This is a genomic window from Lactivibrio alcoholicus, assembly GCF_055390895.1.
Genome location: NZ_AP042471.1, coordinates 3,031,841 through 3,058,617, shown reverse-complemented (window position 1 = coordinate 3,058,617; position 26,777 = coordinate 3,031,841). Strand labels below are relative to the sequence as shown.

The following is a 26,777-nucleotide window of genomic DNA, read 5'->3' as shown; positions in this document are numbered from 1 at the left end:
GTGTATTCGATTTCTATATGAAGAGAGGCGCCAATACCAGAGCGATAACGGACATGAGTTTGATGAGGATGTTCAGACTCGGACCGGCCGTGTCCTTGAAGGGATCGCCAACGGTGTCGCCGACGACAGCCGCGGCATGTTGCGGTGTTTTCTTTCCGCCGTGATGCCCTTCTTCGATGTACTTTTTGGCGTTATCCCAGGCGCCGCCCGAGTTCGCCATGAAAATCGCGAGCATGACTCCCGTCACGATCGAACCGCCAAGGAGTCCGCCGAGTGCCTGAGCGCCAAGAAGATATCCGACCAGAACAGGAGAAACGACCGCAAGGAGTCCCGGAATCACCATCTTCTTAAGGGCTGCAGCCGTCGAAATATCGACGCATCGCTCGTATTCCGGCCGTGCGGTTCCCTCCATGATCCCAGGAATTTCGCGGAACTGCCGTCTGACCTCGTCGATCATCGCCTGCGCCGCCTGGCCGACCGCTTCGATGGAAAGCGCACTGAAAAGGAACGGCAACATACCTCCGATGAAGAGCCCCGCCATGACCTTCGGATCCTGAAGGTCGATCGATGTCAGTTTGACCGAATGGGCAAACGCGACAAAAAGAGCGAGCGCCGTCAGGGCGGCAGATCCGATCGCAAGTCCCTTCCCCATAGCTGCCGTCGTATTTCCGATGGAATCAAGCTTATCGGTGATCTTTCGGACTTCAGGCGGAAGGTGGCTCATTTCGGAGATTCCGCCCGCGTTGTCCGCGATGGGGCCGTAGGCGTCAACGCTCAGCGCCATACCGGTAATCGAGAGCATTCCGACCGCCGCGCACGCAATGCCGTACAGTCCGCCGAACTTGAAACTGATGAGAATCGACGCACACACGAGGAATACCGGTATGACCGTCGACTTCATGCCGACCGCTAATCCGGACAGGATCACCGTGGCCGGTCCCGTCTCGGACGCCTGTGCGATATGCTTGACGGACCCGTAGTCGCCCGACGTGTAAATCTCTGTGACGAAGCCGATGAGGACACCCGCGACAACGCCGGATACAACCGCCCAGAAGATGTTGAGATCGCCGAGCATCGCCTTCGTAATCACGAGAGAGACGACAATCAGGATGCCGCCGGTGATGAACGTCCCGTTCCGAAGTGCCGCAGCAGGATCGCCTCGGTTCAGCTTCTCGATGTACGGCTGAAGATGTTTGTTGCCGGATCCATCGACCTTGACGAACATGGTTCCGAGCAGAGCCGCAACGATGCCGACCGCTGCGATCATCAGCGGATACACGACTCCGCGGCCGCCATACACGGAAATACCGACCGCCATTGCAGCAATGATCGAATTCACGTAGGATTCAAAAAGGTCGGCGCCCATTCCAGCGATATCACCGACGTTGTCACCGACATTGTCGGCGATGACGGCGGGATTCCGCGGGTCGTCTTCCGGGATTCCGGCCTCGACCTTGCCGACGAGATCCGCGCCGACGTCGGCCGCTTTCGTGTAGATCCCACCTCCGACGCGGGCGAAGAGCGCTATCGAACTGGCTCCCATGCCGAAGCTCGTGATAATGTTCGCATCCTGAAAGATCATGTAACAAACCGCGATTCCGATAACGCCTATTCCGACGACGGACATCCCCATGACACTGCCACCGCCGAAGGCAATCCCCAACGCCTCATTGACGCCCGTTATCGCCGCAAATGAAGTCCTTCCGTTCGCCCGCGTCGCGACGATCATTCCGAAGAAACCGGAAGCGGCGCTGCAGAGAGCTCCCAAGACAAAACAAACGGCGGAAGCGACACCGACCTGCCATCCGAGCAATCCGGCAACGACGATGACAAACGGGAAAAGCCACTTATACTCACGAAACAAAAAAGCCATTGCCCCTCTGTGGATAATATCCGAAAGCTCGACGATCCGATCGTTTTCGACATTGAAGCTCATGATTTTCTGGTACGTCTTGAACGCATACGCCAGCGCCAGGATACCCGTAACTACGGTAAGCAGGATAACGAACACACCCATCAATGAAACCTCCCCGGAAGAAAACTCACAACAAGACTGCCTGCCTTTCGGGCGGGCCTGAAGAATACACAACGGGAACAATTATAGTTATTTCCCTCCACAAAAACAACCGATACGCAACCACCCCGCTTTTCCAGGATCACGTTCTGCGTTCTTTTGTGGAAACGGCCTCTCTCTCCGGGGTTTTCTCCCCCACGTAGGTCTTCCACATTCTTCTGTAACTATCGAGAATAAAGACGAACATACTGATACTCAAAGGGCCGAGGAAAATTCCGAGAAATCCCCATGCGGCAAGGCCTCCGAGCGCTCCGACGAACACGATGAGAACATGCACGTTTCCACCCTCGGAGATGAAAATAGGGCGGATAAAATTATCCACCATGCTGACGACACACACACCCCACAGAAGAAGGACGATACACCCTTTCATATTGCCCGAATACAGGAGGTACAGAGATCCGGGAAGCCATACCGAAGGGGTTCCTACAAGGGGGATCAAGGCCATAAACGCCATCATCGCTCCGAAGAGAACCGGAGATGGCAACCCCACGTACCACCATCCCATTCCTCCGAGAGTTCCCTGAATGCCGGCGGTGAGGACGACTCCGAATACGACGCCCTGAAGGATCTGCTTCGTTCGGAAGAGAAAAGCCTCGCGTTCTCTCAGAGGAAGCGGCATGATATCCATAAGGTAATCGACGATCAGATGTCCATCACGTATCATGAAAAACGAGGCGACCATGATGACGACAAGATTGTATACGATACTGAACGCATTTCCGAGAAAGGATTTCGACGTTTCGGCGATCGTGGATGTAACCCACGTTCCGACCTGTTCGACCATGTTTTTGAGGTAGGGGTACTGGTCGAGGAGCGGCTGAACCTTCGCGAGAATCACATCGGGAACAAAGACGGAAATATAGGAGGTGGATCCCGGCGTCATCGACCCGAGAATGTCCGCGATCCTACCGTAGAAGCGGATCCCCTCGCGCGCGGCAACGACGCCGATGATGACGGCTGGTATCAGGACGAGCGCAAAGGCGAGAGTACTCGTGATCGTGGCGGCGACGCTGGGATACCGTCCCCTGAGAAGCCGATTGTTCAGGAATCTGTATACCGGCAGAACGAAAAATGACAAAAGTGCGGACCACGCAAGCGGCTGAAGAAGATTCCGAGTTACGGAATACGAAAGAGCCCCCAAAAGGAGAAACGTCAGAAAAAACGGAATAAACCACCCGCGAATCTTTCTGTCATCCCGAGTACTTTCACTGTGCAAACAATCACGCTCCTTTCCTGCATTCCGCTACAGCTTCATCCGAACCGTGCGGAACGAACCGTCATTCCCATTCGATCGTTGCAGGCGGTTTACTCGTGATATCGAGTGCGACCCGGTTGATATCCGGGACCTCGTTGCATATCCGGCGGGCGATACGATCGAGAATATCGTACGGAATCCGGACCCAATCCGCAGTCATTCCGTCTGACGATTCAACTGCCCGTACGACCGCGGCTTCGGAATAGGTTCGCGAATCTCCCATGACCCCAACGGTGCGAACCGGCAAGAGGACACAGAATGCCTGCCACACCGACGCATAGCCTTCCCAGAGGGACAGTTCATCGGTACAGATCGCATCCGCTTTTCTCAGGGCATCCAGTCGCTCCCGCGTTACATCTCCGAGACACCGGACCGCGAGTCCGGGCCCCGGGAAGGGTTTTCTCGTAAGAATGGATGACGGAATTCCGAGTAAGGCCCCGATCTTCCGGACTTCGTCCTTGAACAGATCGCGGAGAGGTTCGAGAACCTCGAACCTCATGTTCTCAGGTAATCCACCGACATTGTGGTGACTCTTGATTACGGAAGCGCTCTTCCCCTTATGCCCGCTCTCGATGATATCGGGATACAGCGTCCCCTGAAGCAGCCATTGCGCATCCTGCACCGAGGATGCCTCTGCCTCGAAAACGCGAATGAACGTCTCGCCAATGATCTTCCGTTTCCGTTCGGGATCGGAAACGCCTCTGAGCGCGGACAGGAAGCGTTCGGAAGCGTCGACAGACCTGACGTTCAGATCGAGTTTCGAATATCCGTTGAGAACGGAGGCGGCTTCGTCCAGACGGAGAAGGCCGTTGTCGACGAAGACGCAGCTCAGGCGGTCGCCTACGGCCTTCGATGTTAGAACGGCAGCGACCGTCGAGTCCACTCCTCCCGATAATGCGCAAAGAACGCGGCCGTCTCCCACCGTTTGAGAAATCTCCCGCACCATTCTGTCGACCCAGTCTCCGAGATCCCAGTCTCCCTTGCATCCGCAGATACGGAACAGAAAATTCGACAGGATGTCGTTCCCGTGCTGCGTATGGGCAACCTCAGGATGAAATTGAAGGCCGTACAGAGCACGCCCCTCATCCACCATAACCGCAGGTACCTGTCCTTCCGTTTCCGCCAGGAGCTCGAATCCCTCCGGAATTCGATCGACATGGTCTCCGTGGCTCATCCAGACCTCGAATGAATCGGGAAGTCCATCGAGAAGATGCGACGGTCGCGGCCTCCTTCCGATTCGCATCCGTCCGTATTCCCTGGATGCACCGGACGAAACGCGGCCATCGAACTTCCGGGTCATGAGCTGCATCCCGTAACAGATGCCGAGGACGGGAACGTCCAGTGAAAAGACGACGTCGTCGATATCCGGCGCGTCAGGCTCCGTCACGCTCTGCGGCCCTCCTGAAATAATCACCCCCACAGGATTTCCCGCACGGATACGACCTTCCTCGGCGTCCCACGGCAGTATCTCGCTGTGAACTCCCAGTTCTCGGACCCGTCGCGCAATAAGTTGCGTAAACTGCGACCCGCAATCGAGAATTATTATGTTTTCCACGGGATCTCCTCCGTATCGTCATTTCTGGATCCGTAACGTATCATAGCAGAAAACCGATCGAACAAAAAAAGCCCCCGCACTTTCGCGGGGGCTTTTCAGATTGCCTGATTCTAGTACATGTCTTCCATGCCGCCCATGCCACCCTTGGGCATCGCGGGCTCCTTCTTTTCCGGTTTGTCGGCAACGATGGCTTCCGTCGTGAGAACCATCGCGGCAATCGAACCGGCGTTCTGGAGAGCGCTGCGCGTCACCTTCACGGGGTCGATGATTCCGGCATCGATCATATCGACATACTCGCCGGTCACGGCCTGCAACCCGAATCCGCTCTTCAGGCTCTTTACCTTCTCGACAACGACGTCACCCTGGAAGCCAGCGTTATCGGCGATCAGGTGAAGCGGAGCGGTCAGTGACTTCAGGACTATCTGCGCACCCGTCTTCATGTCGCCCTCGATCGTGGCGGCATAATTCTCGAGCGGCTCGTAACAGGCAAGAAGGGCCACTCCACCGCCAGCGACGATTCCTTCCTCTACCGCGGCGCGCGTCGCGTTCAGCGCGTCTTCGATACGGTGCTTGAGTTCCTTCTGCTCCGTCTCGGTCGCGGAACCGACCTGGATAACCGCCACACCGCCGACGAGCTTCGCAAGACGTTCCTGGAGCTTTTCCTTGTCGTAGTCGGACGTGGAGTCTTCGATCTCCTTCTTGATCTGAGCGGCGCGCTTCTTGATTTCGTCCTTGTTGCCGGCACCTTCGACGATCGTCGTCTCTTCCTTCTTGATGCGGATCTTCTTCGCCCGTCCGAGCATTGAGAGATCGACGCTGTCGAGCTTGATTCCGACTTCTTCGCTGATGACCTGGCCGCCTGTGACGATAGCGATGTCCGCAAGCATGGCCTTCCGTCTGTCGCCGAATCCCGGAGCTTTCACGGCCGCAACCTGCATGACGCCACGCAGCTTGTTCACGACAAGCGTCGCGAGGGCTTCACCTTCGACATCCTCGGCGATGATCAGAAGAGGCTTCCCTGTCTGAACGACCTTCTCGAGCGTCGGAAGGAGATCCTTGATATTGCTGATCTTTCCGTCATGGATAAGAATGTAGGCATCGTCGAGCGCGGCTTCCATCTTCTCGGGATCCGTAACCATATAGGGGCTGATGTACCCTTTGTCGAACTGAAGCCCCTCGACCATCTCAAGCGTCGTTCCGACGGTCTGGCTGTCCTCGACCGTGATGACTCCATCCTCGCCGACTTTCGCCATGGCCTCGGCGATCAGCTGACCTACGGCCTTGTCATTCGCGGAAATCGAGGCGACCTGGGCGATCTTGTCGCGGTTCTTGACGGAAATGGCTTTCTTTTTGAGTTCGTCGACGCAAATATCGATGGCGCGCTCGATCCCCTGGCGCATGAGCATTCCGTTCGCCCCGGCGGCGACGTTCTTCATTCCCTCACGGATGATCGAACGGGCGAGAACCGTTGCGGTCGTGGTTCCGTCACCGGCGATATCGTTCGTCTTGGAGGCGACTTCCTTCAAAAGCTGCGCGCCCGTATTCTCGTACGGATCCTCGAGATCGATCTCCTTGGCGATGGTCACGCCGTCATTGGTGATCGTCGGAGATCCGAACTTCTTCTCGAGCACGACATTGCGCCCCTTGGGGCCAAGTGTGACGCCGACGGTATCGGCAACTTTATCGATTCCCCGAAGCATCGCGCGACGGGCTTCTTCACCGAAAGAAAGCATTTTTGCCATGTGAATACCCTCCTTGAAAGATTCCAGAGTCTGGTGTGCTACTTCTCGATAACGGCAAGGACGTCGCGTTCACTGAAAATGACGTATTCTTCGCCGTCGATCTTGACTTCGGTTCCGGCATATTTGCTGAAAATGATGCGATCGCCGACCTTGACCTCAAGCGGAAGCTTCTGGCCGTTCTCAAGGACCTTGCCGGTGCCCACGGACATAACTTCGCCTTCCTGCGGCTTCTCCTTCGCGGTGTCGGGAAGAACAATTCCTCCCTTGGTCCGTTCCTCTTTGCTGACGACTTTGACGACGATTCTGTCTCCAAGCGGCTTCAGATGCATCTACAATCCCTCCTGCAAGACGTTTTTGCGAAATGTGTTAGCACTCAGTAACAAGGAGTGCTAATCGAACGCGATAGATACTACCTTCAGGAGTTCGCATCTTCAAGGCGGTTCTCGACGAATTATTGCTAGTTATGGCGAGTCATCTTGTTTTTTCATGCTTTTCCTTTATTATATTCAGTTCTTCAAAAGGGAGCTCCCACGAGGGATCGGCACTTAATTCCCATGATGAGCGACTCCCGCGGCGGAACGCATTGTATCCTGCGGCGGCGATCATGACGGCATTATCGGTACACCTGTTCAGCGGAGGATACCAGGCTGAGAAGCGCCGGCTGCCGGAAACGGCCGCGCGCAACGCCGAATTGGCCGCGACGCCGCCCGCGAGACAGACCGACCGTATTCCCGTTTCCTGCACTGCAAGATCGACCTTTGAGACGATCGCATCAATCGCGGCCTTTTGGAAAGACGCACACACATCCGCGACCGGGATCTCGCTTTCTCTTCCCTCGTAGTCTCTGAGAGCCCAGAGAACCGCGGTTTTGAGCCCGCTGAAGCTGAGCGCGAGAACTGGATCGTGCTTGAGGGGAACCGGGAACGGGAAGCGGTCGCAATCTCCCGATGCGGCGAGTCGATCGACGACGGGCCCTCCCGGATACCCGAGATTCAGGAGTTTCGCCACCTTGTCGTAGGTCTCGCCGGCGGCATCATCCCGCGTTCTCGCAATCACGGCGTAGTCGCCGTAATCCCTCACGCGAACGATTTCAGTGTGCCCGCCCGATACGATCAGACAGAGAAACGGAGGATGCAGGTCCGGAAAAGTTACGACATTCGCGAATATGTGTCCTTCGAGATGGTTGACGCCGAGAATCGGTGTTCCCCAACCAGCCGATAGTCCCTTTGCCGCCATGACTCCAACGAGCAATGACCCCATGAGTCCCGGCCCGGCCGTTACGGAAATCAGGGAGAGCTCTCTTCGCGGATCCGTAACGCCGCCTTCGGCGAGAACATCGCAGACGAGAGGAATCGTCGCTTCGAGATGCATGCGGGACGCATATTCCGGGACGACTCCCCCGAACGGCGCGTGCGTCGTTATTTGGCTCGAGAGGCGCTCCGAGCGGACCAGGCGTTCGCCTTCAAGCAGTGCAACACCGGTATCGTCGCAACTCGTTTCGATACCCAGCGTCAGAAAGGGCGTCATTTCCTCGTTCCCGGTATGAGGAGATTCGTCGAGTATTCTCCGTAAGCAACGGAAACGCCGTCCTTTCCCGCAAACGCGGCAACGGGAATTCCGATCGCGAAGGATCCAGCCGAGCCGGGTGGGAGTTCTCCCGTCGGAATGAGATCCTTTGGGGAAAGGATATCCTCCGCAACGACGTTCCTGTCGTTAATGCGGATCCTGGTCGGATCGAGATCCCATCGTTTCCGTGCTTCGAAACGAACGATCAGAAGAACCCTCTTCTTCGTCGCTTTCGTGCCGAAATGATGGGCATGCCAGTTCAACCAGTCCGGGACGTCCGGACCGTTTTCCGCGGCGACCCGTGAGAGCGCGCTGTCGACGTATATGAATTCCATCAGGGTCCGGGCCCCGATGACCATGTCGCCGAGCCTGTCGCCTTCTATCCAGAGCGACGTCGTTCTCTGCGAGAGCATCGCCTCGACGTCATTCGCCAGAGCGACGCCGAAACATGGCACCATCAACGCTATGAACACCGTACAAAATGTTAGTTTTCTCGTCATTGCCATTGAAAAATCATCTCCTTCCGCTGTTTTCTCAGCGAATCTCTTTTGATCGCTTTCTCTCGAGAGCGCGACGAATCCATTGCCACTCCTGAAACCCGAGAAGGGACGTCAGCCCTCCGTACACGATCGCTCCGGCGATCATGATCCCGAGAAGCCAGGACGCTCTCGCAAGACTGTTCCCGTCGAGCGGATAAGGGATCCATCTTTTGAGAATCAGGATGGACGTTGCCATGAATCCAAGAACGCAGACAATCCTCGACGTCCACCCCAAACGAAAGATTCCGATCGCCCCTCCGACGGATGAGGAAAGAAAGAAAATCCCGGCTGCGCCGGAGAGAATGAACGCCGCCGACGTCGCAAACGCGAGCCCCTCGAACGAGAAGAAGCGGACCAGCAGGAAGCTCATCACGAGATTGCCCACGACGCTGATCAGAGTCACGCGAAGGGCCTCTCCCGGAAGCCCTTTAGCGTACAGCCCGCGCATCACGACGGTCGTGCACGCCATGCCGGGAAGTCCGACGGAATACAGTGCGAGGGAAGATGCCGTCGCGTGCCATGCCCACACCGAGAAAGCGCCACGAAAGAACAGCAGGTGGACCATCTCGTCGGATACGAGTACCAATCCTACCGTAACCGGGAAAACAATAAAAAGCGCGAAACGAATCGAGTCGCGCAGAATTTCCCTGAATTCGTCCGGTCGCGAGACACATCGCGACAGCTCCGGCAGAACAGCCTGCGAGATCGCGACGACGAAGAGACCGAGGGGCAGTTGAATGACGCGATTGGCGTAATTCAGCACAGAAATCGCTCCATCTCTGAGAAACGATCCGAACATCCGGCTCACGATCGGATTCACCTGATTCAACGAAAGTCCCGCAGCGTACGGAAAGAAAAGCGCCATCATCCGGCGAAGATCGGGATTCCGGAAATCCGGGAGAACCGGTGCCAGCGTCATCCCCATACGTGCGCTCCAATGCCATTGCAGGAGGAAGTGGGCGCCCCCTCCCGCGAGAACCGCCGCCACGAGACAATCGATCCCCCACCGTGGAGCGGCGATCAGCAGGATGACGATATAAACGATGTTGCTGAGTCCGGGCGCGATGGCCGGGACAAAGTACGAATCCACGCTGTTGAGGACTCCCATCGCCAGCGCGGCAAGTGATATGATCAGCAGGAAGGGAAAGAGCCTTCGTGTCAGAAGAATCGCAAGCGACGTTTTTTCGGCGTCGAATCCCGGCGCCATGAACGTCACAAGAACGGGCGAGAGGACGATGCCCGCGGCAACCACGGCGCTTCCGGCCATCAGCAGAACACCCATGGCCTGACGGGCGAGAGAAAGCGCCCGTTCGTGCCCCTCGTTCTGGAGACTTCGGGAAAAGACGGGCACAAACGCTGCGGACAAGGCGCCTTCGGCAAGCAGCTGCCTGAGAAGATTCGCAAGCGTGTACGCAATATTGAAAGCATCGATCTGTCTCGACGCACCGAAGAACGCAGCAGTTATGATTTCGCGTGCGAGGCCGAGAACGCGGCTGGCCAGCGTTCCCGCCATCATCAGGAAGGCATTCCGGACGACGGAAGCGACATGGGACCGCATCGAGAGACCTCCTTATCTCCGGGAAAGGACGACGCTTCGATGATCATGATCTGGGGAATCGGAAATCCGCTTCATGGGGACGACGCTGCGGGCGTTGCGGTTGCGGAACGCCTCTTCGGGATGTCTGACCGCGGGGTGTGCGCGGTCGTCTGCGAGACGACTCCCGAAAACTACATCGGCCTTGTCAGGAAAAAGATGCCTTCCACGCTGGTCCTTGTCGACGCTATGGACATGGGGCTCGCGCCGGGAGATTTCCGCCGGGTGATACCGGAAGACTGCGCCGGAATCTCCTTTTCCTCGCACGGCATAGCGATTCCGCTTCTTCTCGGTTTCCTGCCGAAAGAGGTTCCCGTCCTCATAATAGGAATTCAACCGGGCGACACCTCGCCCTTCTCGAAGATGACACCGGGAGTCGAGTATGCCGTAAAAGCCGTCTGCACGCACATCAGTGCAGGAAATACCGGAAGCATTCCTCTCTACCACGAAAACCTGTCGCCCAGATAGAATTTCCGGGCGACTTCGCTCTGCGCAACATCGTCGGGCGATCCTTCGATGACAATCTGCCCCTGGTGGATCAGATACGTCCTGTCCGTTATGGCAAGCGTGTCACGGACATTGTGATCCGTCAGAAGGATGCCGAATCCCTTCGCCCTAAGGTTGAGGATGATCTGCTGGATGTCGTAGACCGCGATCGGGTCGATACCGCTAAATGGTTCGTCGAGCAGCAGGAAATTCGGCATGATCGCGAGGCAACGTGCAATCTCCACACGGCGGCGTTCCCCGCCGCTCAGAGCGTATCCATTCGTCGATGCAATCCGGGTCAGACCGAACTCATCGAGAAGGTGCTCGACGACGCTGGAACGTTCTTTCAACTCCGTACCCAATTCCTCAAGAACCAGTTCGAGATTTTCCCGAACCGTCAGACTCCGGAAAACGGAAGACTCCTGCGGGAGATATCCGACTCCGAGTTTCGCCCTTTTGTAGACGGGAAGCTGCGTTACGTCCCGGTCGCGAATGTTCACGGACCCCGAATCGGGAGACACGAGGCCGACAATCATGTAGAACGTCGTCGTCTTGCCCGCTCCGTTCGGACCGAGAAGGCCAACGATCTCCCCCATGTGGACATCGATATCCACCATGGAGACGACAGTGCGTCCTTTGTACGACTTGCAGAGCTTCTTCCCCTGGAGAACGCGGTCCGTCAAGGCTCGGAAGATCCCTTCAGCGGAAAGATGATCTGCGGCTTCCCCACGGCTTCGATTTTTCCCGACGATAAAAAATACACGAGAGATTCAGCTCTCAGGGTTCGATCTCCCTGAACCGCGGTCACTCCGCCTGAAACGACGATACTCCCGCGATCCTTCGAGTAGACGGCGCGCGCCCCCTTTATCGTCGTCGGAAGATCCTTCTTAGGGCTGGACTTGACCACTACTCCGCCACGCGCAGTCACATCCGTGACGGCACCTTTCGCGATATGCCCGTCGATCGACGAGGCTGAGAGAAAAACCCGGAGGTCGTCATCGACGAAGGAACGAACTTTATCGACGGAAAACGCATCTCCGGACAAAACCATGAGATCCGCATCGATCATCCTTTTCCCGAAACGTCCGCGCACACCTCCGGAAAAACGGTAATTCCGCGTCTGTTCGAACCCCGTCGCCACTTCTTCACAGGCCAGTTCGACGACGTCATCGTCCCACTTTCCATCGGCCCGGACATCGCCAATGAACCGCACCCTTTTCCCCTCCATATCGCCCTCGACAAGCCGGGCGACGAGAACAAGCCCAGCGCGCGAAAGACGTACATTGCCCTCTCCGAAAAAAAGCCCTTTCTTCGAGTCGTATCTCATGGAGTCCGCAGTCAGGTTGACCTCGGCCCCGAAGGCGACACCGGCGAGGAGAATGAAAATCACAACGGACGGGACCAATCGAAGCCGCATTTCCAACCCTCCTCGAGGCGCTCTGCTTTGAAGCGTAGATATTGTACCGAAAAGCGTCGTGAACTCAAAGAGAGAACCACTCAGTCTTCATCCGGACCGACGAAGAATTCGGAGAGCGCCCGCACGGCCTCCTCCGCATCTGACGACGCGACCACACACGTTACCTCGCGGGATGATGCTCCGATCATGTCGATGTTGACCCGCCTGTCGGCAAGAACAGAGAACATCCTCGACGCGATCGCGGTTCCTTCGCTGAACTGCTCGCCCGACACGGTAACCTTGGCGATTTCGGTATCGTAGGTGACCCCCTGTGCCTCGATCTCTCCGGCAAATTGCCGCGTAATGTCGATGGCCAGACTGAGGTCTTTCGACCGGACGAGAAAAGCGATGTCGTTTACCTGTCCTCTCATGACGCTCTGGACGATCATATCCGTCGCGACTCCGGAATCGGCCAGTTCGGAAAACAGACGAGAAGCCACTCCGGGAACATCCGGCACTCCCAGAACCGCAATCTTCACGACGCCCCGATCATTCTGAACCGACGTCACGCACGATCCCGCAGGGAAAACCATCCGACGCATTCCTCCAGTCCTGAGGGGATGGTAGAATCCAGCCCCGGAGATGTTTTTCTGAACGGTCGCCCCATGCCTGTCCTCCGAAAGCATGAAGAACCTGGAGCGAACTCCGTTTCTCGTAAAGACGGCGCACATACGCCGTGCCACTTCCTCGGGATTCCGGGAACTGAACGCGATAACACTCGGCCCGGAACCGCTGATCGCGACTCCTGAACACCCCGGAATGCTCCGAACCTCCCGAAGAATCTCCTCCCCTCCCGGGAAGAGCTTCGCACGGAACGGCTGGTGAAGGCGATCTTCCATCGCCCACGGAAGATGCTTCCAGTTGCCGGTCGCCCACGATGCCGCGAGGAGAGCCGAACGACTGAGATTATAGACCGCGTCCTTGAGCGGAACGTATTCCGGAAGGGCCTTGCGGGCTTCGGCCGTACTCACTTCAACGGCCGGAACGGCGACGACCGCCGAAATCGACACAGGCAACCGCGGCATCCGGACATAGCGCAAATCCGTGCCATCCCAACAGCTGACGACCATGCCGCCGATACATGAGGGAACCACATTGTCCGGATGGCCCTCCATGCGAACCATCAGCGTGAGCAATTCATCGAGAGAGAGAGGACGGTCGCGCAAGGCGTTCGCAAGGCAAACGCCGCCGACAACCGCGCTCGAGGAGCTCCCGAGCCCACGACACAGGGGTATCACGTTCAGACAGCGTAACCGCAGCCCCGGAGGCACAAACCCCCATTCGCGACACGCCGTCTCGTAACATTCGATAAAAAGATTTTTCTTCGAACTGCCGAGTTCCCCGCTTCCCTCCCCTACGATCTCGGTTTCGTAGCGACCGGCCGGAAGGAGTTCATCGACATCGAACACGTTGTACAGCGTAAGCGACAATCCGACGGCATCGAATCCCGACCCCAGGTTCGCACTCGACGCAGGCACCCTGATCCGCAGCAGGCTCATCGGGACAGAACCTCCAGGATAGCTTCCCAGCTTCCGGCAACGCTGACCGGCTCGGGGAGATAGTGCATCGGCGCTTCCGGATCCTTCAGACCGTTCCCCGTCAGGACAAGAACGCCTTTCGTACCTCTCTGTATCTTGCGGTTGCGGGCAAGCCTGAGAAAAGCCGCCAGCGTCGCACAGGATGCCGGTTCCGCGAAAATTCCCTCAGTCGAAGCGAGCAGACGCTGCGCATCGAGGATTTCCCGGTCCGAAACGGAGAGAAACATTCCGTTTGTCAGTTCGACGGCGCGTTTCGCCTTGTCCGCGCTCACGGGGTTGCCGATGCGGATCGCCGTGGCAAGGGTTTCCGGCTGAATGACAGGCACTCCTCGAACCATCGGGGCGGCTCCTTCGGCCTGAACTCCGATCAGACGCGGAAGTCTCGTCGATCTCCCCGTTTCCTTGTAAAATTCGAATCCCGCGCAGTACGCGCTGATGTTCCCCGCGTTCCCGACGGGAATCATGAGCCAGTCAGGAGCGTCCGACAAATCGTCGCAGATCTCCCAAGAGGAAGATCGCTGTCCCCAGAGTCGATACGGATTGACGGAATTGACCAGCGTAATACCGAGCTCATCGGCCGCCTTTCTCGCGAACTGAAGGGCGATATCGAAATTCCCTTCGACACAGACAGCTCTGGCACCGAACGCCAAAGCCTGCGAGAGCTTTCCAAGCGCGACCTTTCCCTTGGGCAGAAGCACGGTACACCGGATCCCGGCCGCAGCCGCGTATGCGGCTGCCGATGCAGACGTATTACCGGTCGAGGCACACACGATACCCTTCGCGCCGTCCTCGAGCGCCTTCGCCACCGCGAGGACCATTCCGCGATCCTTGAAGGATCCCGTCGGATTCGCACCCTCAACTTTTGCGTATACCTCGACTCCCGCCTCTTCCCCGACGCGGAGCAGTCGGACAAGCGGCGTCGATCCCTCACATAGGGACAGGTTCGGCGTTTTCGGAGTCACCGGAAGAAAATCACCGTATCGCTGGAGTATTCCTGTTCGCATCCAATCCACCTTCCTGAACGAAAAAACGGCCTCCCTCGACGAAAGCCGGAAGAAGGCCGCTCCTCTCAGGAATCACGATTTCGGAGGGACCCGATCATTCCGTGCGATGTCCGACATCGGGAGGTTCGGATTCAATCCGAATAATCGGCGCCGCTCGTATGTTCCTGCTGAACCATTTCTGGCGAGAACTCGCTTCTCTTGTGCAGAACCTGCCGCTCCGGAGCGGCATTGTCATATCGGCGCCTTCCGATCGTCTCGACAACCTTTTCGGCCGTACCTTCAGCGTGAAACGCCTTCAGGAAGCGCGTCGCCCATTCTTCCGTCTCCGCAACGATGCGATCGATACACGGTTTCGGCTCGTTCATGATCGCCTCGCCAAAAGGCAGATTCGCTTTTTTGTAATCCCCGCTCTTCCGGCTGTATTTCTTTCCGTCGGCCCAATCGACGATCTGGTTCCAAAGGTCCGTGGAAATTCCACGGTCGGTCTCTTTAACGTAGGAGCCGTTCTCGATGACAGCATTCCCGGTATCAAGGTCCATCTTCAGACCGAAAACAATGTTCTGGAAAAGAGTCGCTACGTTCCCTTTGGCGATTCCGTAACGATTGAAACGTGAGACTTTCGCGAGCGGCGTCCCCGAGATGCCATGTTGCGCGATAGACACTCCGTACGGACGAATCGCATTGGCAATCTCAAGCGTACGGTCGAGATCGATCCCCTCATGCTGCCCTGTCGACGTGTCGTACGTTCCGTGCAGACTTCCGTTCGAAATCGCGAGAAGGTCAGGGTTGATCCCCCACGAGTTCAACCCACCGATGAAAAAGAGCGCTTCCCTGACCGTTGACAATTCTCCGGGACCCTTTATTTCTCCAACCTCGACCTCGAGCCCGAGATATGACGGAATGCTCATACAGACATCCCGCGTCGCGCACAGGTTCTCCCAGTCGGCAAGGTGAGATGCGTCCACGGCAAAAGACGTCCAGCCCCTCCGAACGAGATCGGGAATATGCGCAACCGACTTCTGGACATCTTCGGCAGATTTTATGCCATAGTGATCCACGTGAAGCCCGAAAATAACCCCGTGCCCCAGTTCGGCCGAAAATCGGGCGGCATATTCGGGCAGCGACGCGAAGGATCCGTAACAATAAGAATCCTCCGATTTCGCGATTTCGATGTAGACGGCGGCGTTACATGCCTTGGCGGCTTTGAGCACTCCCTTGACCGTCAAAGGACTCCTGGCGTTAGCCGCGAGAACGATCGCTTCATTCTCCCGCGCCGCAGCGACGATATCCCTCCCGCTCACCAGTCCAAGTTTCTCTGACCCCCAAAGCGCCCTGACATTCAGAGGACGCTTCGCGAGCATTTCCCGATATGCGCTTCCTCCCGTATCCATAGAAAAAGCACTTCCCTTCTCCGATAATACGGCGCAATCAGCCGCATTCTGCAACAATAACACGCGAATCGTGTCCGTCAAGAGAACAGGGGAAAAAGTCCGTTCCGCGCCCCTCCGGAATCGAAGGTTGACAGCTTCGTTGAAGGTTATTATAATACCTTCGTTTGCGATCCGGGGCTATAGCTCAGCTGGGAGAGCGCTTGAATGGCATTCAAGAGGTCAGGGGTTCGAATCCCCTTAGCTCCACCATTACGAAAATACTTTCTCTTTTTGATAGCGCCTTCCGACTTTCGCGGAAGGCGCTTTTTTTCTCATCGGAAGCGATCAACGGTATAATTATATTCATTCGTCCAAATCAGCACTCGGAGGAGGGATTTCAATGTCCCCAAAGGGCTTTCATTTCATTGTCGAGGCATCCGGCTGCAGTGCAGTCATCAGTCAGGTCGACCGTCTTCAGGAGATCCTCGTTGAAGCGGCTAAACGGGCAAACGCCCAAGTGTGGTCCGTTTCGTTCCACAAGTTCCCTCCCCACGGCGTGAGCGGTGTAGTCGTCATCAGTGAATCGCATCTTTCCGTACATACGTGGCCCGAAGTGAACTACATGGCGCTCGACATTTACACCTGCGGAGAAAGTAGCCTTCCCGAGGTCGCTGTCAATTACGTTCTTGAGCAAATTGACGCCCAGCACACGCATATCACAGAAATTACAAGAGGGCTCGATGACGGGGACAAAGAGTTCTACCATTCTTTCGTCACGTGGGAAGAGAGAAAGAGATCCTCGTGATAAAGCTCTTCTCCGCAAAAATACGGCAGCGAATAAAAACCACAGATCGGAAATCTGTACGGTGGATGTAGCCGGTCTCGAAACCATAAAAAAAGCGCTCTTCCATCAAGAAGAGCGCCTCTGCTTTTGGTAGCCCCAACGGGATTCGAACCCGTGTTTTAACCTTGAGAGGGTTACGACCTAGGCCACTAGTCGATGGGGCCGCATTTGGCTGGGGAACGTGGATTCGAACCACGATCGCCTGATCCAGAGTCAGGTGTCCTGCCGTTGGACGATTCCCCAGTACCTTCGCAACTGACTTGGGGATATTACCAGACCATAACAGGGATTGCAAGACCAGAGAAATTTTCGGACCTTTCAGTCTTCAATAGACATCTCGGATGGATGCCTCGTGCAAATACGTTACGCCGCAAAAAAAACTTCCTTCATCTTCATTTCTTCGTACATACGGTTGATGATTCCCGAGAAAGACGCTCAAGCAATATCGAGGCGTTTTCAGAAAGAATTCGTTTGAGATCCTCCTCTTCCAAACATGCGCTTTCCCAGAGCGACGCATAACGGTGATACGGAAGTATGGGGAAATCCGAGCCAAAAACGAGTTTTTTCAAGACGCCTGCGCTCCTGATGGTTTTGAGGATCTCGGCTGAATACAGCCAGGGAAAAGCGGCAGTGTCATACCATACATTCGAAAGAATCAGTCGAAGCTCCGGCATCAATTCGTACTGCCACAATCCCCCCCCGAAGTGAGCGAAGACAACGACCGATTCGGGGTGGTTTGTACAGAAAACCGTCGCTTCTTTTGGGCCTACATTCCCTTTCCCGGGATATCCATGTCCAACAGGTTCTGCCGAGTGGAACAAAAGAAACATCCCGGTTTCGTGAGCGACGGAGGCGAGCCTCCACGTCTGTCTCATATCCGTCAGATCGAACCCCTGCCCTTGGGGAAAGAGTTCTCCGATGCCTATCATCCCTGCTTCGCGGCACCTGAAGATCTCGTTCTCACACCCGGTATGAGTTGGCGATACAACAGCGAGTCCCCGGAGCAGATCCGGGAAACGTCTGATCCCTTCGAGAACGTAATCGTTACAGAGACGACATAATCCCTGATCCGCGAACGCAAAACCGAAGATCCACGACTCCGAAATCCCGCTCGTTTTCATGGTACCGACGACATCATCGACCGTCGCCCAACGATGCACCTTGCTTCGAGCGAGCTGCGCGAAATGCTCTTCTCTTTCCGCTATATGCTCCCAGTTGCGGATGATTTCCGGCGGATAGACGTGAACGTGCGTATCACGCATCATCTTTGTTTCTCCTCGAAATGAAAAAGGGCGGCGTGAATCGCCGCCCTGAAGATCGTCTTGCCCGAACCTACTTGACTTCGACTTCCGCACCGGCCTCGACGAGCTTTTTCTTGATCTCCTCGGCCTCTTCCTTGCTGACGCCTTCCTTGACAGCCTTCGGAGGATTGTCGACAAGTTCCTTCGCTTCCTTCAGTCCAAGTCCGGTAAGCTCGCGAACGACTTTGATGACGCCGATCTTGTTGGCGCCGGGAGCCTTGTAAACGACATCGAATTCGGTCTTTTCCTCTTCCGCAGCAGCCGCGGCAGCACCGGGCATCGCCATCATCGGCATCGCCATGGCGGGAGCGGAAGCGGACACGCCGAATTTCTCCTCAAGAGCCTTGACGAGCTCAGAGAGCTCAAGGACTGTCATTCCTTCGATAGCCTGAATCAGTTCATCACGGGTCATGGATGTTCCTCCTTCGAAATATATCCGGTAGCGGTACTATGCCGCTACGCAGCTTTTTCCTTCTGATCCCTGATCTGGGACAGTACCGTTGCCAGAGAACGAATTGGCCCAGAAAGCACGGTAACAAGTCCGGTAAGCGGTGCCGCAATCGTACGAACTGTCATGGCGATCATGACGTCCTTCGACGGCATATCGGCAAGCGCCAGTACCTGAGCCGATGTTAACTGAGCCTTTTCAAGCACACCGGCCTTGATTTCCAGTTCCTTGTTCGCCTTGTCGGAGACGAATTCTTTTAAAGCCTTTGCTACCGCAACGGGGTCACCGTACGCGATCGTGTAAATATTCGGCCCGAGAACGGATTCTTCCTTGAAGGAGGTCATTCCGGCTTCTTTCATCGCGATCTTGAAAAGGGTATTCTTCGCGACTTTCATTTCTCCACCGGCCTGACGGACTTTGGCACGAAGGCTCGTGATCTTTCCCACGGTCATCCCGCGATACTCGGCCACGAAAACCGCCTGAGCCTTCTCAAGCTTTTCACGAAGCTCATCAACCTGTTCGAACTTCACTGTCGCAGGCATTCATTCACCTCCCTTCGCAATAAAAAAACCCGGGCATATGGCCCGGGAGAAAGTACGGCAAGACACCGCTGGTCTTCCCGTAATCTGTCTTCACAGGCCTCGGCGGGGTTTTCACGCCGGAGGCGTCCCGCTGTCTTGAGCCGTGGTGCACAGGAGAAAATATCTGTATACGCTATACAGGCACCGTTACTCTCCGGAAACCTCTTTCGAAGCTGAAGCCGTATCAATCCGGATTCCGGGGCCCATTGTCGGAGCAATCGCCAGACTCTTCACATATGTTCCTTTCACGGAAGCAGGGCGAGCCTTCAGAATGGCGCGGAACAAAGCCTTTGCATTTTCATAGAGTTCATCCGCGCTGAAACGCTTCTTTCCGATGCTGTTGTGAACTATCGCGAACTTATCGACACGAAACTCGACACGACCGGCTTTGATTTCCTTGACCGCGTCGGCGATATCGAACGTGACGGTTCCTGTTTTCGCGCTGGGCATGAGGCCCCGTGGACCGAGCGTTTTTCCGAGACGACCTACTGACTTCATCATATCGGGAGTCGCTATCACGGCATCGAAATCAAGCCATCCCCCCGAGATCCTCTGGACAAGATCCTCTCCGCCCACAAAGTCTGCTCCCGCATCCTCAGCCTCTTTGATCTTCTCTCCCTGAGTGATGACGAGGAGTTTCTTCGAAATACCCGTCCCATAAGGGAGTGCAACGGTGCTCCGCACCTGTTGGTCGGCATGACGAGGATCGACATTCAGCCGGACATGCATCTCCATGCTCTCGTCGAACTTCGCTGTCGCAATCTCCTTGAAAAGATCCACTGCTTCTCTCAAGGTGTAGAGCTTCGCCTTGTCTACCTTGGCTTCAATTTCCTTAAAACGCTTGCTTTTTACGGTCATGTCGCCCTCCTGTGGTCATAGCGAACCGTTTCGGCTCTGCCACGAGTTTTCCGGCTATTCGCCGATTTCAACACCCATCGAACGCGCCGTTCCTTCAACCATTCTCATGGCTGCATCGACATCGTTCGCGTTCAGGTCGACCCGCTTGAGTTCCGCAATCTCCCTGACCTTCGTCCGCGGAAGAGTACCGACCTTTTTCTTGTTCGGTTCGCCCGAAGCATGCTCAAGTCCGAGAGCCTTCTTAATCAGAACGCTCGCCGGCGGAGTTTTCAATACAAACGTAAAACTCCGGTCGGCATATACCGTGATGATTGCAGGAATAATTAGACCTGCCTGATCACTGGTTTTCGCGTTAAACTGCTTGCAGAACTCCATAATATTGACACCATGCTGCCCCAAAGCAGGGCCGACAGGGGGTGCAGGAGTGGCCTTCCCGGCCGGCAACTGCAACTTGATCTGACCCACTACCTTCTTGGCCATACGTCGCTATCTCCTTCCATTTCGTGCGCCTTATAAAAAAGGGTACGGCATATCAGAGCTTTTCCAGCTCTGTGTAGTCTATTTCAACAGAGGTCTCACGACCGAAGACCGTAACGACAAACTTCACCTTGCCCTTGTCGGGATTCACGCCTACGACAGGACCAACCTGCCCTTCGAATGGACCTGTCTTGACTTTGATAACATCCCCCGGCTTGAGACTGATCTCAATCTTCGGCTTTACGTGATCCTTGCCGATCTTCCCCATGATCTCCCTGATTTCGCGGTCAGAGAGAGGGATCGGGTGATTTCCTGCGCCAACAAAACCGGTAACGCCAGGCGTATGGCGAACGACATACCACGACTGGTCGTTCATTTTCATTTCAACGAGAACGTAGCTCGGATACAGTTTCCGGGTAACCTTCTTCGTCTTTCCTTCCTTGACGGAAAGACGCTCTTCCACAGGAACGAGAACGCTGAAGATACATTCGTCCATACCCATCGTGGCAATCCGTTGTTCCAGATTGGCCTTTACGCGATTCTCGTACCCGGAATATGTCTGAACTATATACCAGCGGCGGCTATCATTACCATCCATGCCCAAAAGGGGGTCTTTCGGCCCCCTCACCTCCCAGCCGTTGCAGAGATCGGTGAATCACGCATACAATTCCAACAATGGTATTTCCTATCCAAAGACTCTGGAAAAAACGCCCGTCAGCGCAAGATCTATAAGACCGAGATATGCGGATACAAACAACGAAAAGGCTATGACAACAAGGGTGGAATACCAGACCTGCTTCTTGCCTGGCCACGACACTTTCTTAAGTTCGGCTTTTGCTTCACGAATGAAGCTGAGGATTGACTCCACAATCCAGCCTCCCTTTCATATACAATAAAAAATGGCAGGCCCGGCAGGATTTGAACCTGCAACCCCCGGTTTTGGAGACCAGTGCTCTGCCAATTGAGCTACGGACCTGCGAGCGAGACGTATTCTACACTACTTCGATTCCTTATGCAAGGTGTGTTTTCCACACCACTTGCAGTACTTCTTTAACTCCAGCTTCTTCGACTGCTTCTTCTTATTCACGGTAGTGCTGTAATTCCGTCTTTTGCAGTCCGTACACTGCATTCCAATGATATCGGCCATCCTAAAGCCCCCAATGTATTTTTATTCCAGGATTTTGGTGACGACGCCGGCGCCTACCGTGTGGCCACCCTCACGAACTGCAAAACGCAGCCCCTCTTCCATCGCTATCGGCACTATCAGATCCACCTCGAACGTCGCGTTGTCTCCCGGCATCACCATCTCCACTCCATCCGGAAGCTTGATTCCACCCGTCACGTCCGTCGTCCGGAAGTAAAACTGAGGCTTGTATCCCGCAAAGAACGGCGTGTGCCTTCCGCCCTCTTCCTTCTTCAATACGTACACTTCCGCCTTGAATTTCGTGTGCGGCGTGATCGATCCCGGCTTCGCCAGTACCTGCCCCCGCTCCACTCCCTCCTTGTCGATGCCGCGAAGCAGGATCCCCACGTTGTCTCCTGCCATCGCATCGTCAAGAAGCTTCCGGAACATCTCCAGCGACGTCGCTACCGTCTTGATGATGTCACGCTTCATCCCCACAATCGCCACTTCTTCTCCGGCCTTGACCATCCCTCGCTCGACCCTGCCCGTCACGACCGTCCCTCGTCCCGTGATCGTGAATACGTCCTCTATCGGCATCAGGAACGGCTTGTCGACTTCACGCACAGGCGCCGGGATGTAGCTGTCGCACGCATCCATCAAGTCCCAGATGCACTTGCTCACAGGATCGTCCTTCGTCCCCTTCCCCTCTTCCATGACTTTCAACGCAGATCCGCGTATGATCGGAATGTCGTCTCCGGGGAATTCGTATTTGCTCAGCAGTTCCCGGACTTCCATTTCCACCAAGTCCAGCAACTCCGGATCGTCCACCTGGTCCGTCTTGTTCATGAATACCACGATCGCAGGCACGTTCACCTGACGCGCAAGCAATACGTGCTCCCGCGTCTGCGGCATCGGACCGTCCGCCGCCGATACCACCAGGATCGCTCCGTCCATCTGCGCCGCACCCGTGATCATGTTCTTGATGTAGTCCGCGTGACCAGGGCAGTCGATGTGCGCATAATGCCGGTGCTCCGTCTGATACTCGACGTGCGAAATGTTGATCGTTATCCCCCGCTCACGCTCCTCCGGCGCCTTGTCTATCTGATCGTACGCCGTGAATTGCGCCATGTTCGCCGTCGCCAGACACTTCGTGATCGCCGCCGTCAATGTCGTCTTACCATGGTCGATGTGCCCGATCGTCCCTATGTTCAGATGCGGCTTCGTCCTCTCAAACTTCTCCTTCGCCATTGTTCCGACCTCCCTGCAATGATGAAGTTGGGCCCCTAGGGGGTTGTCTGCCATTCTCGCAGATTGTATCATAATTCACGAATCCATAGAAAAAATCCGGAAGAGTTTCCCCTCCCGGATATTTTCAATAGTCTGGAGCCGACTTCCGGACTCGAACCGGAGACCCCATCCTTACCATGGATGTGCTCTACCTGCTGAGCTAAGTCGGCATCTTTCTTGAAAAATGGTGGAGGGAGAAGGATTTGAACCTTCGTAGGCTGCGCCGGCAGATTTACAGTCTGCTGCCTTTGACCACTCGGCCATCCCTCCACGGGATACTGCGCATTTTCTGGAGCCGGCGAAGCGATTCGAACGCTCGACCTGCTGATTACAAGTCAGCTGCTCTACCTGCTGAGCTACACCGGCTCAACACGGGGATATTATAGCGGCGTTTTCCCGTAAGTCAATAAAGAAATCAGTTCAGCGTCTCCTTCCCCATCGCGAAATTCAGATCGGACCACGACGTCAGAGTGTCGTAGATGGCTTCGACGAGTTGGGTTTTCGCATTGCTCAGTGCAACCCGCGCATCGAGAACGTCAATGTTCGTTCCAAGCTGCGACGCATAGCGTGTCAGTGCCATCCGGTAGTCTTCCTCCGCGCTGGCAACCTGGCTGCGAGCGACTTCGAGCCTCTGCTGCGACGACGTGTAGTTCAAAATAGCGACCGAAACCTCGAGCTGAATCTGTTTTTTCAAGTCTTCGATCTTGTATTTCAGTTCATCCGCCGCAGCCTTCGCCTCGCGGACCTTCGCACGGCTCTCGCCTCCGTCGAAAAAGGCCCAGTTCGCAATGAGCGAGACCCTCCAGTCGTCCATTTTCTCGGGAAAAAAACTGTCGCCGACCTTGTAGGTTTCGCCTTCGAGAACGACATTGGGACCACTGGATGCCGCAGCGGCACGCGACATCGCAAGCGCACAGTGCATGGCCGAATCGAGTGCCTTCATTTCCGGCCGCTGCCGGATCGCCGTCTTCTCGGGATCTGCCGGAAGTTCGACAGGAGAAACGAGCGTTTCCGACGGCGGCAGGCCAAAGACAGCTTTCAGTCGATCGCCGACAGCTCGTTCGAGAGCGCTCCATGCGACATCGACCGCATTGTTCGCGCGTATCCGGTTGAGTTCCGCATCGGAGACCGCAACTTGAACGCGCAGAACTTCGTTTTTTGCGACCACTCCGTTCCTGTAGAAGGCCTCGACCTGCCTCAGATGTTCTTTGGCAAGCCCCAGGGCCTCTTCGACGACAAGGAGCTTCGCACGCGCACGATGAAGATCGTAGTAGGTTTTTCTGACGCCGTTCGCAACCGCCTGACGCGTGCGGAGGCTTTCCGCGCCGACAGACTCGAGCGCGAGCTTTTTCGATACTACCGTGTTCTGAACCGCCCCGCCGCTATAAAGCAGATATGAAAGCTTCAATGCGGCCTTATACGTATCCTGAAATCCGTACTGCGCGAATCCGACCTGATTCCCGCCGATATAGACGGGATACTTCTGTTCCAGATATGAATGCTGGTACAGGATCGTTGCGGCCAGAGTCGGAAGTTCCGCGGCTTTCGCCTGATCGAGGCGTGCCCTTGCCTGTTTTTCCCGTTCCTGTGAGGCCGCAATCGCGGGGTTCTTTTTTTCCGCAAGGAGGAGCGCCTTCTCCACTGTGAGAAGTTCCCCTGCGGCCCACGCATTCCCGATCATCACAAAAACCCCCGCCAAAAGCGAGAAAAACACCGGCATTTTTCGAAGCAACCTCCACCAACTCCAATCTTCAAACTTTTTTCCAAAGAGATGCGCTATAGATTTCCGCCTCGGTTTCGACCGGGGAACGCTGGAAGAGAGAATCTGCACGCATCCCGGAAAGTGTCCCTCGAAGCATTCGGAAACATAACACGGCGCGTCCGTCAGGTCAACAAATACAAAAAAGGCGGGGGCCGTTTCCGGCATCCCGCCTCACCTGCGAAACTCTATCCGCGCCGCGGCAGGTGAATCGCCTCGTTCCGCGAAGCGAGCGCAGCCTCCGCGAGCGCCTCCCCTATCGTCGGATGCGCGTGGACCGTCGTCACGATCTCATCGACGGTCGCCTCGGTTCGTATCGCGAGAGCCCCTTCGACGATGAGATCGGTCGCCCTCGGACCGATGATGTGCAGGCCCAGAATCTCGCCGTATTTCTCGTCGACAATATATTTGACGATTCCGGAGACGTCGTTCATGATAATGCTCTTGCCGTTGGCAGAGAGAGGGAATCGTCCCGTTCGCACGGAAAGTCCCTTCGCGATCGCCTGCTTTTCCGTCATCCCGACCGAAGCAACTTCCGGCGATGTATATATCGCGCTCGGGACCGTCCGGTAATCCATCGCGACATTTCCACCCATAATGTTTTCTGCGGCGACCTCTCCTTCCCGGGAGGCGACGTGCGCCAGCATGATCGGCGACGTGCAGTCCCCGACAGCATAAATCCCGGGGTGCGTCGTTCGCATGTGACTGTCCGTGACGATGCGTCCGCGTTCGACCGCCACTCCGGCCTTTTCGGGAGCGAGGCCGGAGGTGTTCGGGCGTCGTCCGACGCAGACGAGGACTTTCTCGACCGTGATCTCCTTCGGTCCTTCGGGCGTTTCAACCGAGACGACCAGGCCATTCCCCCCCTGTCGCACGCCGCTCACCTTCGACGAGGTGTGGATTTCCACACCTCGCTGGAGAAGCGATCCCTTGAGAATTCCCGTGATTTCCTCGTCGATATTCGGGAGAATCTCCGGAAGCATTTCTATTATCATGAGAGCAGTCCCGAAGCTCGAATAGGCTGAAGCAAACTCGACGCCGATGATGCCGCCTCCGACGATGACCATCGATTTCGGAACCTCCGGAAGCGACAGCGCCTCGGTGCTCGTGATGACGCCCGGAAGATCGAATCCCGGAACCGGCGGGATAAAGACATCCGATCCGGTCGCGATAATCGCCGCATCGTGGCGTACGATCTCTTCCCGCCCTCCGGCGGAACGAACTACGACGTCCTCGGCGGAAAGAAACGATGCCTCTCCTTCGAGAACACGAACTCCATTGGAGCGGAGGAGCGCCGAAACGCCGCCTGTGAGGGTTTCCACCGCCATCTCTCTGCGTTTCTGTACGGCACCCCAGTCGATCGAGGCTTCTGGAACAACGATGCCGAGATCCCCGGAATGTCTGATTTCCGAGAGGAGGTCGGCCGTATGCAGCAGAACCTTCGTCGGAATACACCCGACGTTGAGGCAGGTTCCGCCGAGAGTGCCTTTCTCGACGAGCGTCACTTCAGCGCCGAGCTGCGCCGCCCGGATCGCCGCGACGTACCCGCCCGGGCCGCCTCCTATGACGGTGATGCGCTTCTTCCCGTCGAGACGGTTTCCCGATACTTCGTGCATTTTTTCCGCAGGCGGGACACCCCGCAGAGGTTCCTCGGACTGTTCCCCCTGAGCTCCGAGAAGTGCGATCGGTTCGGAAACCGAAACCGTCCTGCCGGCCGGGACGAGAATCTTCACAAGTACTCCGTCTTCCTGGACCTCGACGTCGAACGTCAGCTTATCGGTTGCGACGACAAGAAGGATCTCCCCTTTGCGGACAGGATCTCCGACCTGTTTCCTCCATTCTGCGACGCTTCCCTCGGTCATCGTCAGGCCGAGTTTCGGCATAAGGATCTGGTGCGGCATGTATTCGCTGAACCTC

At 56.1% G+C, this 26,777-nt stretch carries 26 protein-coding genes and 7 tRNA genes; 3 read left to right on the top strand and 30 right to left on the bottom strand.

Annotation, left to right across the window (positions count from 1 at the left end):
• Nucleotides 1-13: 13 nt before the first annotated feature.
• The 8 genes from ACZ5IU_RS14045 to murJ form a co-directional block, all read right to left on the bottom strand.
• Nucleotides 14-2,017 (bottom strand): sodium-translocating pyrophosphatase, encoded by a 2,004-nt coding sequence (locus ACZ5IU_RS14045; protein WP_464418387.1) that lies wholly within the window; start codon nt 2,015-2,017, stop codon nt 14-16.
• A 139-nt stretch (nt 2,018-2,156) separates the two neighbouring features.
• The gene (locus ACZ5IU_RS14040; protein ID WP_464421931.1) at nt 2,157-3,218 is read right to left on the bottom strand and encodes an AI-2E family transporter; all 1,062 of its coding nucleotides are present in this window, start codon (nt 3,216-3,218) and stop codon (nt 2,157-2,159) included.
• Nucleotides 3,219-3,354: 136 nt separating this feature from the next.
• Nucleotides 3,355-4,887 (bottom strand): glutamine-hydrolyzing GMP synthase, encoded by a 1,533-nt coding sequence (gene guaA / locus ACZ5IU_RS14035; RefSeq protein ID WP_464418385.1) that lies wholly within the window; start codon nt 4,885-4,887, stop codon nt 3,355-3,357.
• Nucleotides 4,888-4,997: 110 nt separating this feature from the next.
• Nucleotides 4,998-6,629: a chaperonin GroEL gene (groL, locus tag ACZ5IU_RS14030; RefSeq protein ID WP_464418383.1), complete on the bottom strand. Its 1,632-nt coding sequence runs from the start codon at nt 6,627-6,629 to the stop codon at nt 4,998-5,000.
• A 38-nt stretch (nt 6,630-6,667) separates the two neighbouring features.
• Nucleotides 6,668-6,958 carry a co-chaperone GroES gene (gene groES / locus ACZ5IU_RS14025; protein ID WP_464418381.1) on the bottom strand — a complete coding sequence of 97 codons (291 nt, stop codon included), beginning with the start codon at nt 6,956-6,958 and terminating at the stop codon, nt 6,668-6,670.
• Nucleotides 6,959-7,100: 142 nt separating this feature from the next.
• On the bottom strand, nt 7,101-8,156 hold the full coding sequence (gene tsaD / locus ACZ5IU_RS14020) for a tRNA (adenosine(37)-N6)-threonylcarbamoyltransferase complex transferase subunit TsaD (RefSeq protein ID WP_464418379.1): 1,056 nt from the start codon (nt 8,154-8,156) through the stop codon (nt 7,101-7,103).
• On the bottom strand, nt 8,153-8,701 hold the full coding sequence (locus ACZ5IU_RS14015) for a hypothetical protein (RefSeq protein ID WP_464418377.1): 549 nt from the start codon (nt 8,699-8,701) through the stop codon (nt 8,153-8,155). The genes tsaD and ACZ5IU_RS14015 overlap by 4 nt, the downstream gene beginning before the upstream one ends.
• A 28-nt stretch (nt 8,702-8,729) precedes the next feature.
• Complete coding sequence (gene murJ / locus ACZ5IU_RS14010) at nt 8,730-10,292, bottom strand: murein biosynthesis integral membrane protein MurJ (RefSeq protein ID WP_464418375.1); 1,563 nt, start codon at nt 10,290-10,292, stop codon at nt 8,730-8,732.
• A 39-nt stretch (nt 10,293-10,331) separates the two neighbouring features.
• Here murJ and ACZ5IU_RS14005 point away from each other — a divergent pair, with 39 nt between their 5' ends.
• Complete coding sequence (locus ACZ5IU_RS14005; RefSeq protein ID WP_464418373.1) at nt 10,332-10,796, top strand: hydrogenase maturation protease; 465 nt, start codon at nt 10,332-10,334, stop codon at nt 10,794-10,796.
• Here ACZ5IU_RS14005 and lptB read toward each other — a convergent pair.
• From lptB to ACZ5IU_RS13980, 5 genes are all read right to left on the bottom strand, one after another.
• Nucleotides 10,769-11,497, bottom strand: a complete 729-nt coding sequence (lptB, locus tag ACZ5IU_RS14000; protein WP_464418371.1) for an LPS export ABC transporter ATP-binding protein — start codon at nt 11,495-11,497, stop codon at nt 10,769-10,771. The genes ACZ5IU_RS14005 and lptB overlap by 28 nt on opposite strands.
• Entirely contained in the window at nt 11,494-12,231 is a 738-nt protein-coding gene (locus ACZ5IU_RS13995) for a hypothetical protein (protein WP_464418369.1), read from the bottom strand. The genes lptB and ACZ5IU_RS13995 overlap by 4 nt, the downstream gene beginning before the upstream one ends.
• Nucleotides 12,232-12,311: 80 nt before the next feature.
• The gene (gene thrB, locus ACZ5IU_RS13990) at nt 12,312-13,769 is read right to left on the bottom strand and encodes a homoserine kinase (RefSeq protein ID WP_464418367.1); all 1,458 of its coding nucleotides are present in this window, start codon (nt 13,767-13,769) and stop codon (nt 12,312-12,314) included.
• Nucleotides 13,766-14,812, bottom strand: coding sequence for a threonine synthase (gene thrC / locus ACZ5IU_RS13985; protein WP_464418365.1), 1,047 nt, complete (start codon nt 14,810-14,812; stop codon nt 13,766-13,768). The genes thrB and thrC overlap by 4 nt, the downstream gene beginning before the upstream one ends.
• A 131-nt stretch (nt 14,813-14,943) precedes the next feature.
• Nucleotides 14,944-16,203 carry a class II fructose-bisphosphate aldolase gene (locus ACZ5IU_RS13980; RefSeq protein ID WP_464418363.1) on the bottom strand — a complete coding sequence of 420 codons (1,260 nt, stop codon included), beginning with the start codon at nt 16,201-16,203 and terminating at the stop codon, nt 14,944-14,946.
• A gap of 173 nt (nt 16,204-16,376) precedes the next feature.
• Between ACZ5IU_RS13980 and ACZ5IU_RS13975 the strand changes: the two genes are divergently transcribed.
• Both ACZ5IU_RS13975 and speD read left to right on the top strand, forming a co-directional pair.
• Nucleotides 16,377-16,452: transfer RNA gene (locus tag ACZ5IU_RS13975), tRNA-Ala, on the top strand.
• 130 nt (nt 16,453-16,582) lie between these two features.
• Nucleotides 16,583-16,987 (top strand): adenosylmethionine decarboxylase, encoded by a 405-nt coding sequence (speD, locus tag ACZ5IU_RS13970; protein ID WP_464418361.1) that lies wholly within the window; start codon nt 16,583-16,585, stop codon nt 16,985-16,987.
• A 127-nt stretch (nt 16,988-17,114) separates the two neighbouring features.
• Here speD and ACZ5IU_RS13965 read toward each other — a convergent pair.
• The 17 genes from ACZ5IU_RS13965 to lpdA all read right to left on the bottom strand — a co-directional run bounded on the left by ACZ5IU_RS13965 (nt 17,115) and on the right by lpdA (nt 26,761).
• Nucleotides 17,115-17,190: transfer RNA gene (locus tag ACZ5IU_RS13965), tRNA-Glu, on the bottom strand.
• 5 nt (nt 17,191-17,195) lie between these two features.
• Nucleotides 17,196-17,269 (bottom strand) — tRNA-Gln (locus ACZ5IU_RS13960).
• Nucleotides 17,270-17,418: 149 nt separating this feature from the next.
• Nucleotides 17,419-18,381: an amidohydrolase family protein gene (locus ACZ5IU_RS13955; protein WP_464418359.1), complete on the bottom strand. Its 963-nt coding sequence runs from the start codon at nt 18,379-18,381 to the stop codon at nt 17,419-17,421.
• Nucleotides 18,359-18,739, bottom strand: a complete 381-nt coding sequence (rplL, locus tag ACZ5IU_RS13950; RefSeq protein ID WP_464418357.1) for a 50S ribosomal protein L7/L12 — start codon at nt 18,737-18,739, stop codon at nt 18,359-18,361. The genes ACZ5IU_RS13955 and rplL overlap by 23 nt, the downstream gene beginning before the upstream one ends.
• 44 nt (nt 18,740-18,783) lie before the next feature.
• Complete coding sequence (gene rplJ / locus ACZ5IU_RS13945; protein WP_464418355.1) at nt 18,784-19,317, bottom strand: 50S ribosomal protein L10; 534 nt, start codon at nt 19,315-19,317, stop codon at nt 18,784-18,786.
• 186 nt (nt 19,318-19,503) lie between these two features.
• Nucleotides 19,504-20,214: a 50S ribosomal protein L1 gene (rplA, locus tag ACZ5IU_RS13940; RefSeq protein ID WP_464418353.1), complete on the bottom strand. Its 711-nt coding sequence runs from the start codon at nt 20,212-20,214 to the stop codon at nt 19,504-19,506.
• 54 nt (nt 20,215-20,268) lie between these two features.
• The gene (gene rplK, locus ACZ5IU_RS13935; RefSeq protein ID WP_464418351.1) at nt 20,269-20,694 is read right to left on the bottom strand and encodes a 50S ribosomal protein L11; all 426 of its coding nucleotides are present in this window, start codon (nt 20,692-20,694) and stop codon (nt 20,269-20,271) included.
• 52 nt (nt 20,695-20,746) lie between these two features.
• Nucleotides 20,747-21,289 (bottom strand): transcription termination/antitermination protein NusG, encoded by a 543-nt coding sequence (gene nusG / locus ACZ5IU_RS13930; RefSeq protein ID WP_464418349.1) that lies wholly within the window; start codon nt 21,287-21,289, stop codon nt 20,747-20,749.
• A gap of 87 nt (nt 21,290-21,376) precedes the next feature.
• Nucleotides 21,377-21,559 carry a preprotein translocase subunit SecE gene (secE, locus tag ACZ5IU_RS13925; RefSeq protein ID WP_464418347.1) on the bottom strand — a complete coding sequence of 61 codons (183 nt, stop codon included), beginning with the start codon at nt 21,557-21,559 and terminating at the stop codon, nt 21,377-21,379.
• 32 nt (nt 21,560-21,591) lie between these two features.
• Nucleotides 21,592-21,667 (bottom strand) — tRNA-Trp (locus ACZ5IU_RS13920).
• Nucleotides 21,668-21,688: 21 nt separating this feature from the next.
• A complete protein-coding gene (rpmG, locus tag ACZ5IU_RS13915; RefSeq protein WP_464418345.1) occupies nt 21,689-21,838 on the bottom strand; it encodes a 50S ribosomal protein L33 in 150 nt (49 codons plus the stop codon).
• Nucleotides 21,839-21,859: 21 nt separating this feature from the next.
• Nucleotides 21,860-23,062: an elongation factor Tu gene (gene tuf / locus ACZ5IU_RS13910; RefSeq protein WP_464418343.1), complete on the bottom strand. Its 1,203-nt coding sequence runs from the start codon at nt 23,060-23,062 to the stop codon at nt 21,860-21,862.
• A gap of 133 nt (nt 23,063-23,195) precedes the next feature.
• Nucleotides 23,196-23,271, bottom strand: a tRNA-Thr gene (locus ACZ5IU_RS13905).
• Between the two features lie 15 nt (nt 23,272-23,286).
• Nucleotides 23,287-23,371, bottom strand: a tRNA-Tyr gene (locus tag ACZ5IU_RS13900).
• A gap of 20 nt (nt 23,372-23,391) precedes the next feature.
• Nucleotides 23,392-23,467 (bottom strand) — tRNA-Thr (locus ACZ5IU_RS13895).
• Between the two features lie 49 nt (nt 23,468-23,516).
• A complete protein-coding gene (locus tag ACZ5IU_RS13890) occupies nt 23,517-24,782 on the bottom strand; it encodes a TolC family protein (RefSeq protein WP_464418341.1) in 1,266 nt (421 codons plus the stop codon).
• Between the two features lie 266 nt (nt 24,783-25,048).
• On the bottom strand, nt 25,049-26,761 hold the full coding sequence (gene lpdA, locus ACZ5IU_RS13885; protein ID WP_464418339.1) for a dihydrolipoyl dehydrogenase: 1,713 nt from the start codon (nt 26,759-26,761) through the stop codon (nt 25,049-25,051).
• Nucleotides 26,762-26,777: the final 16 nt, after the last annotated feature.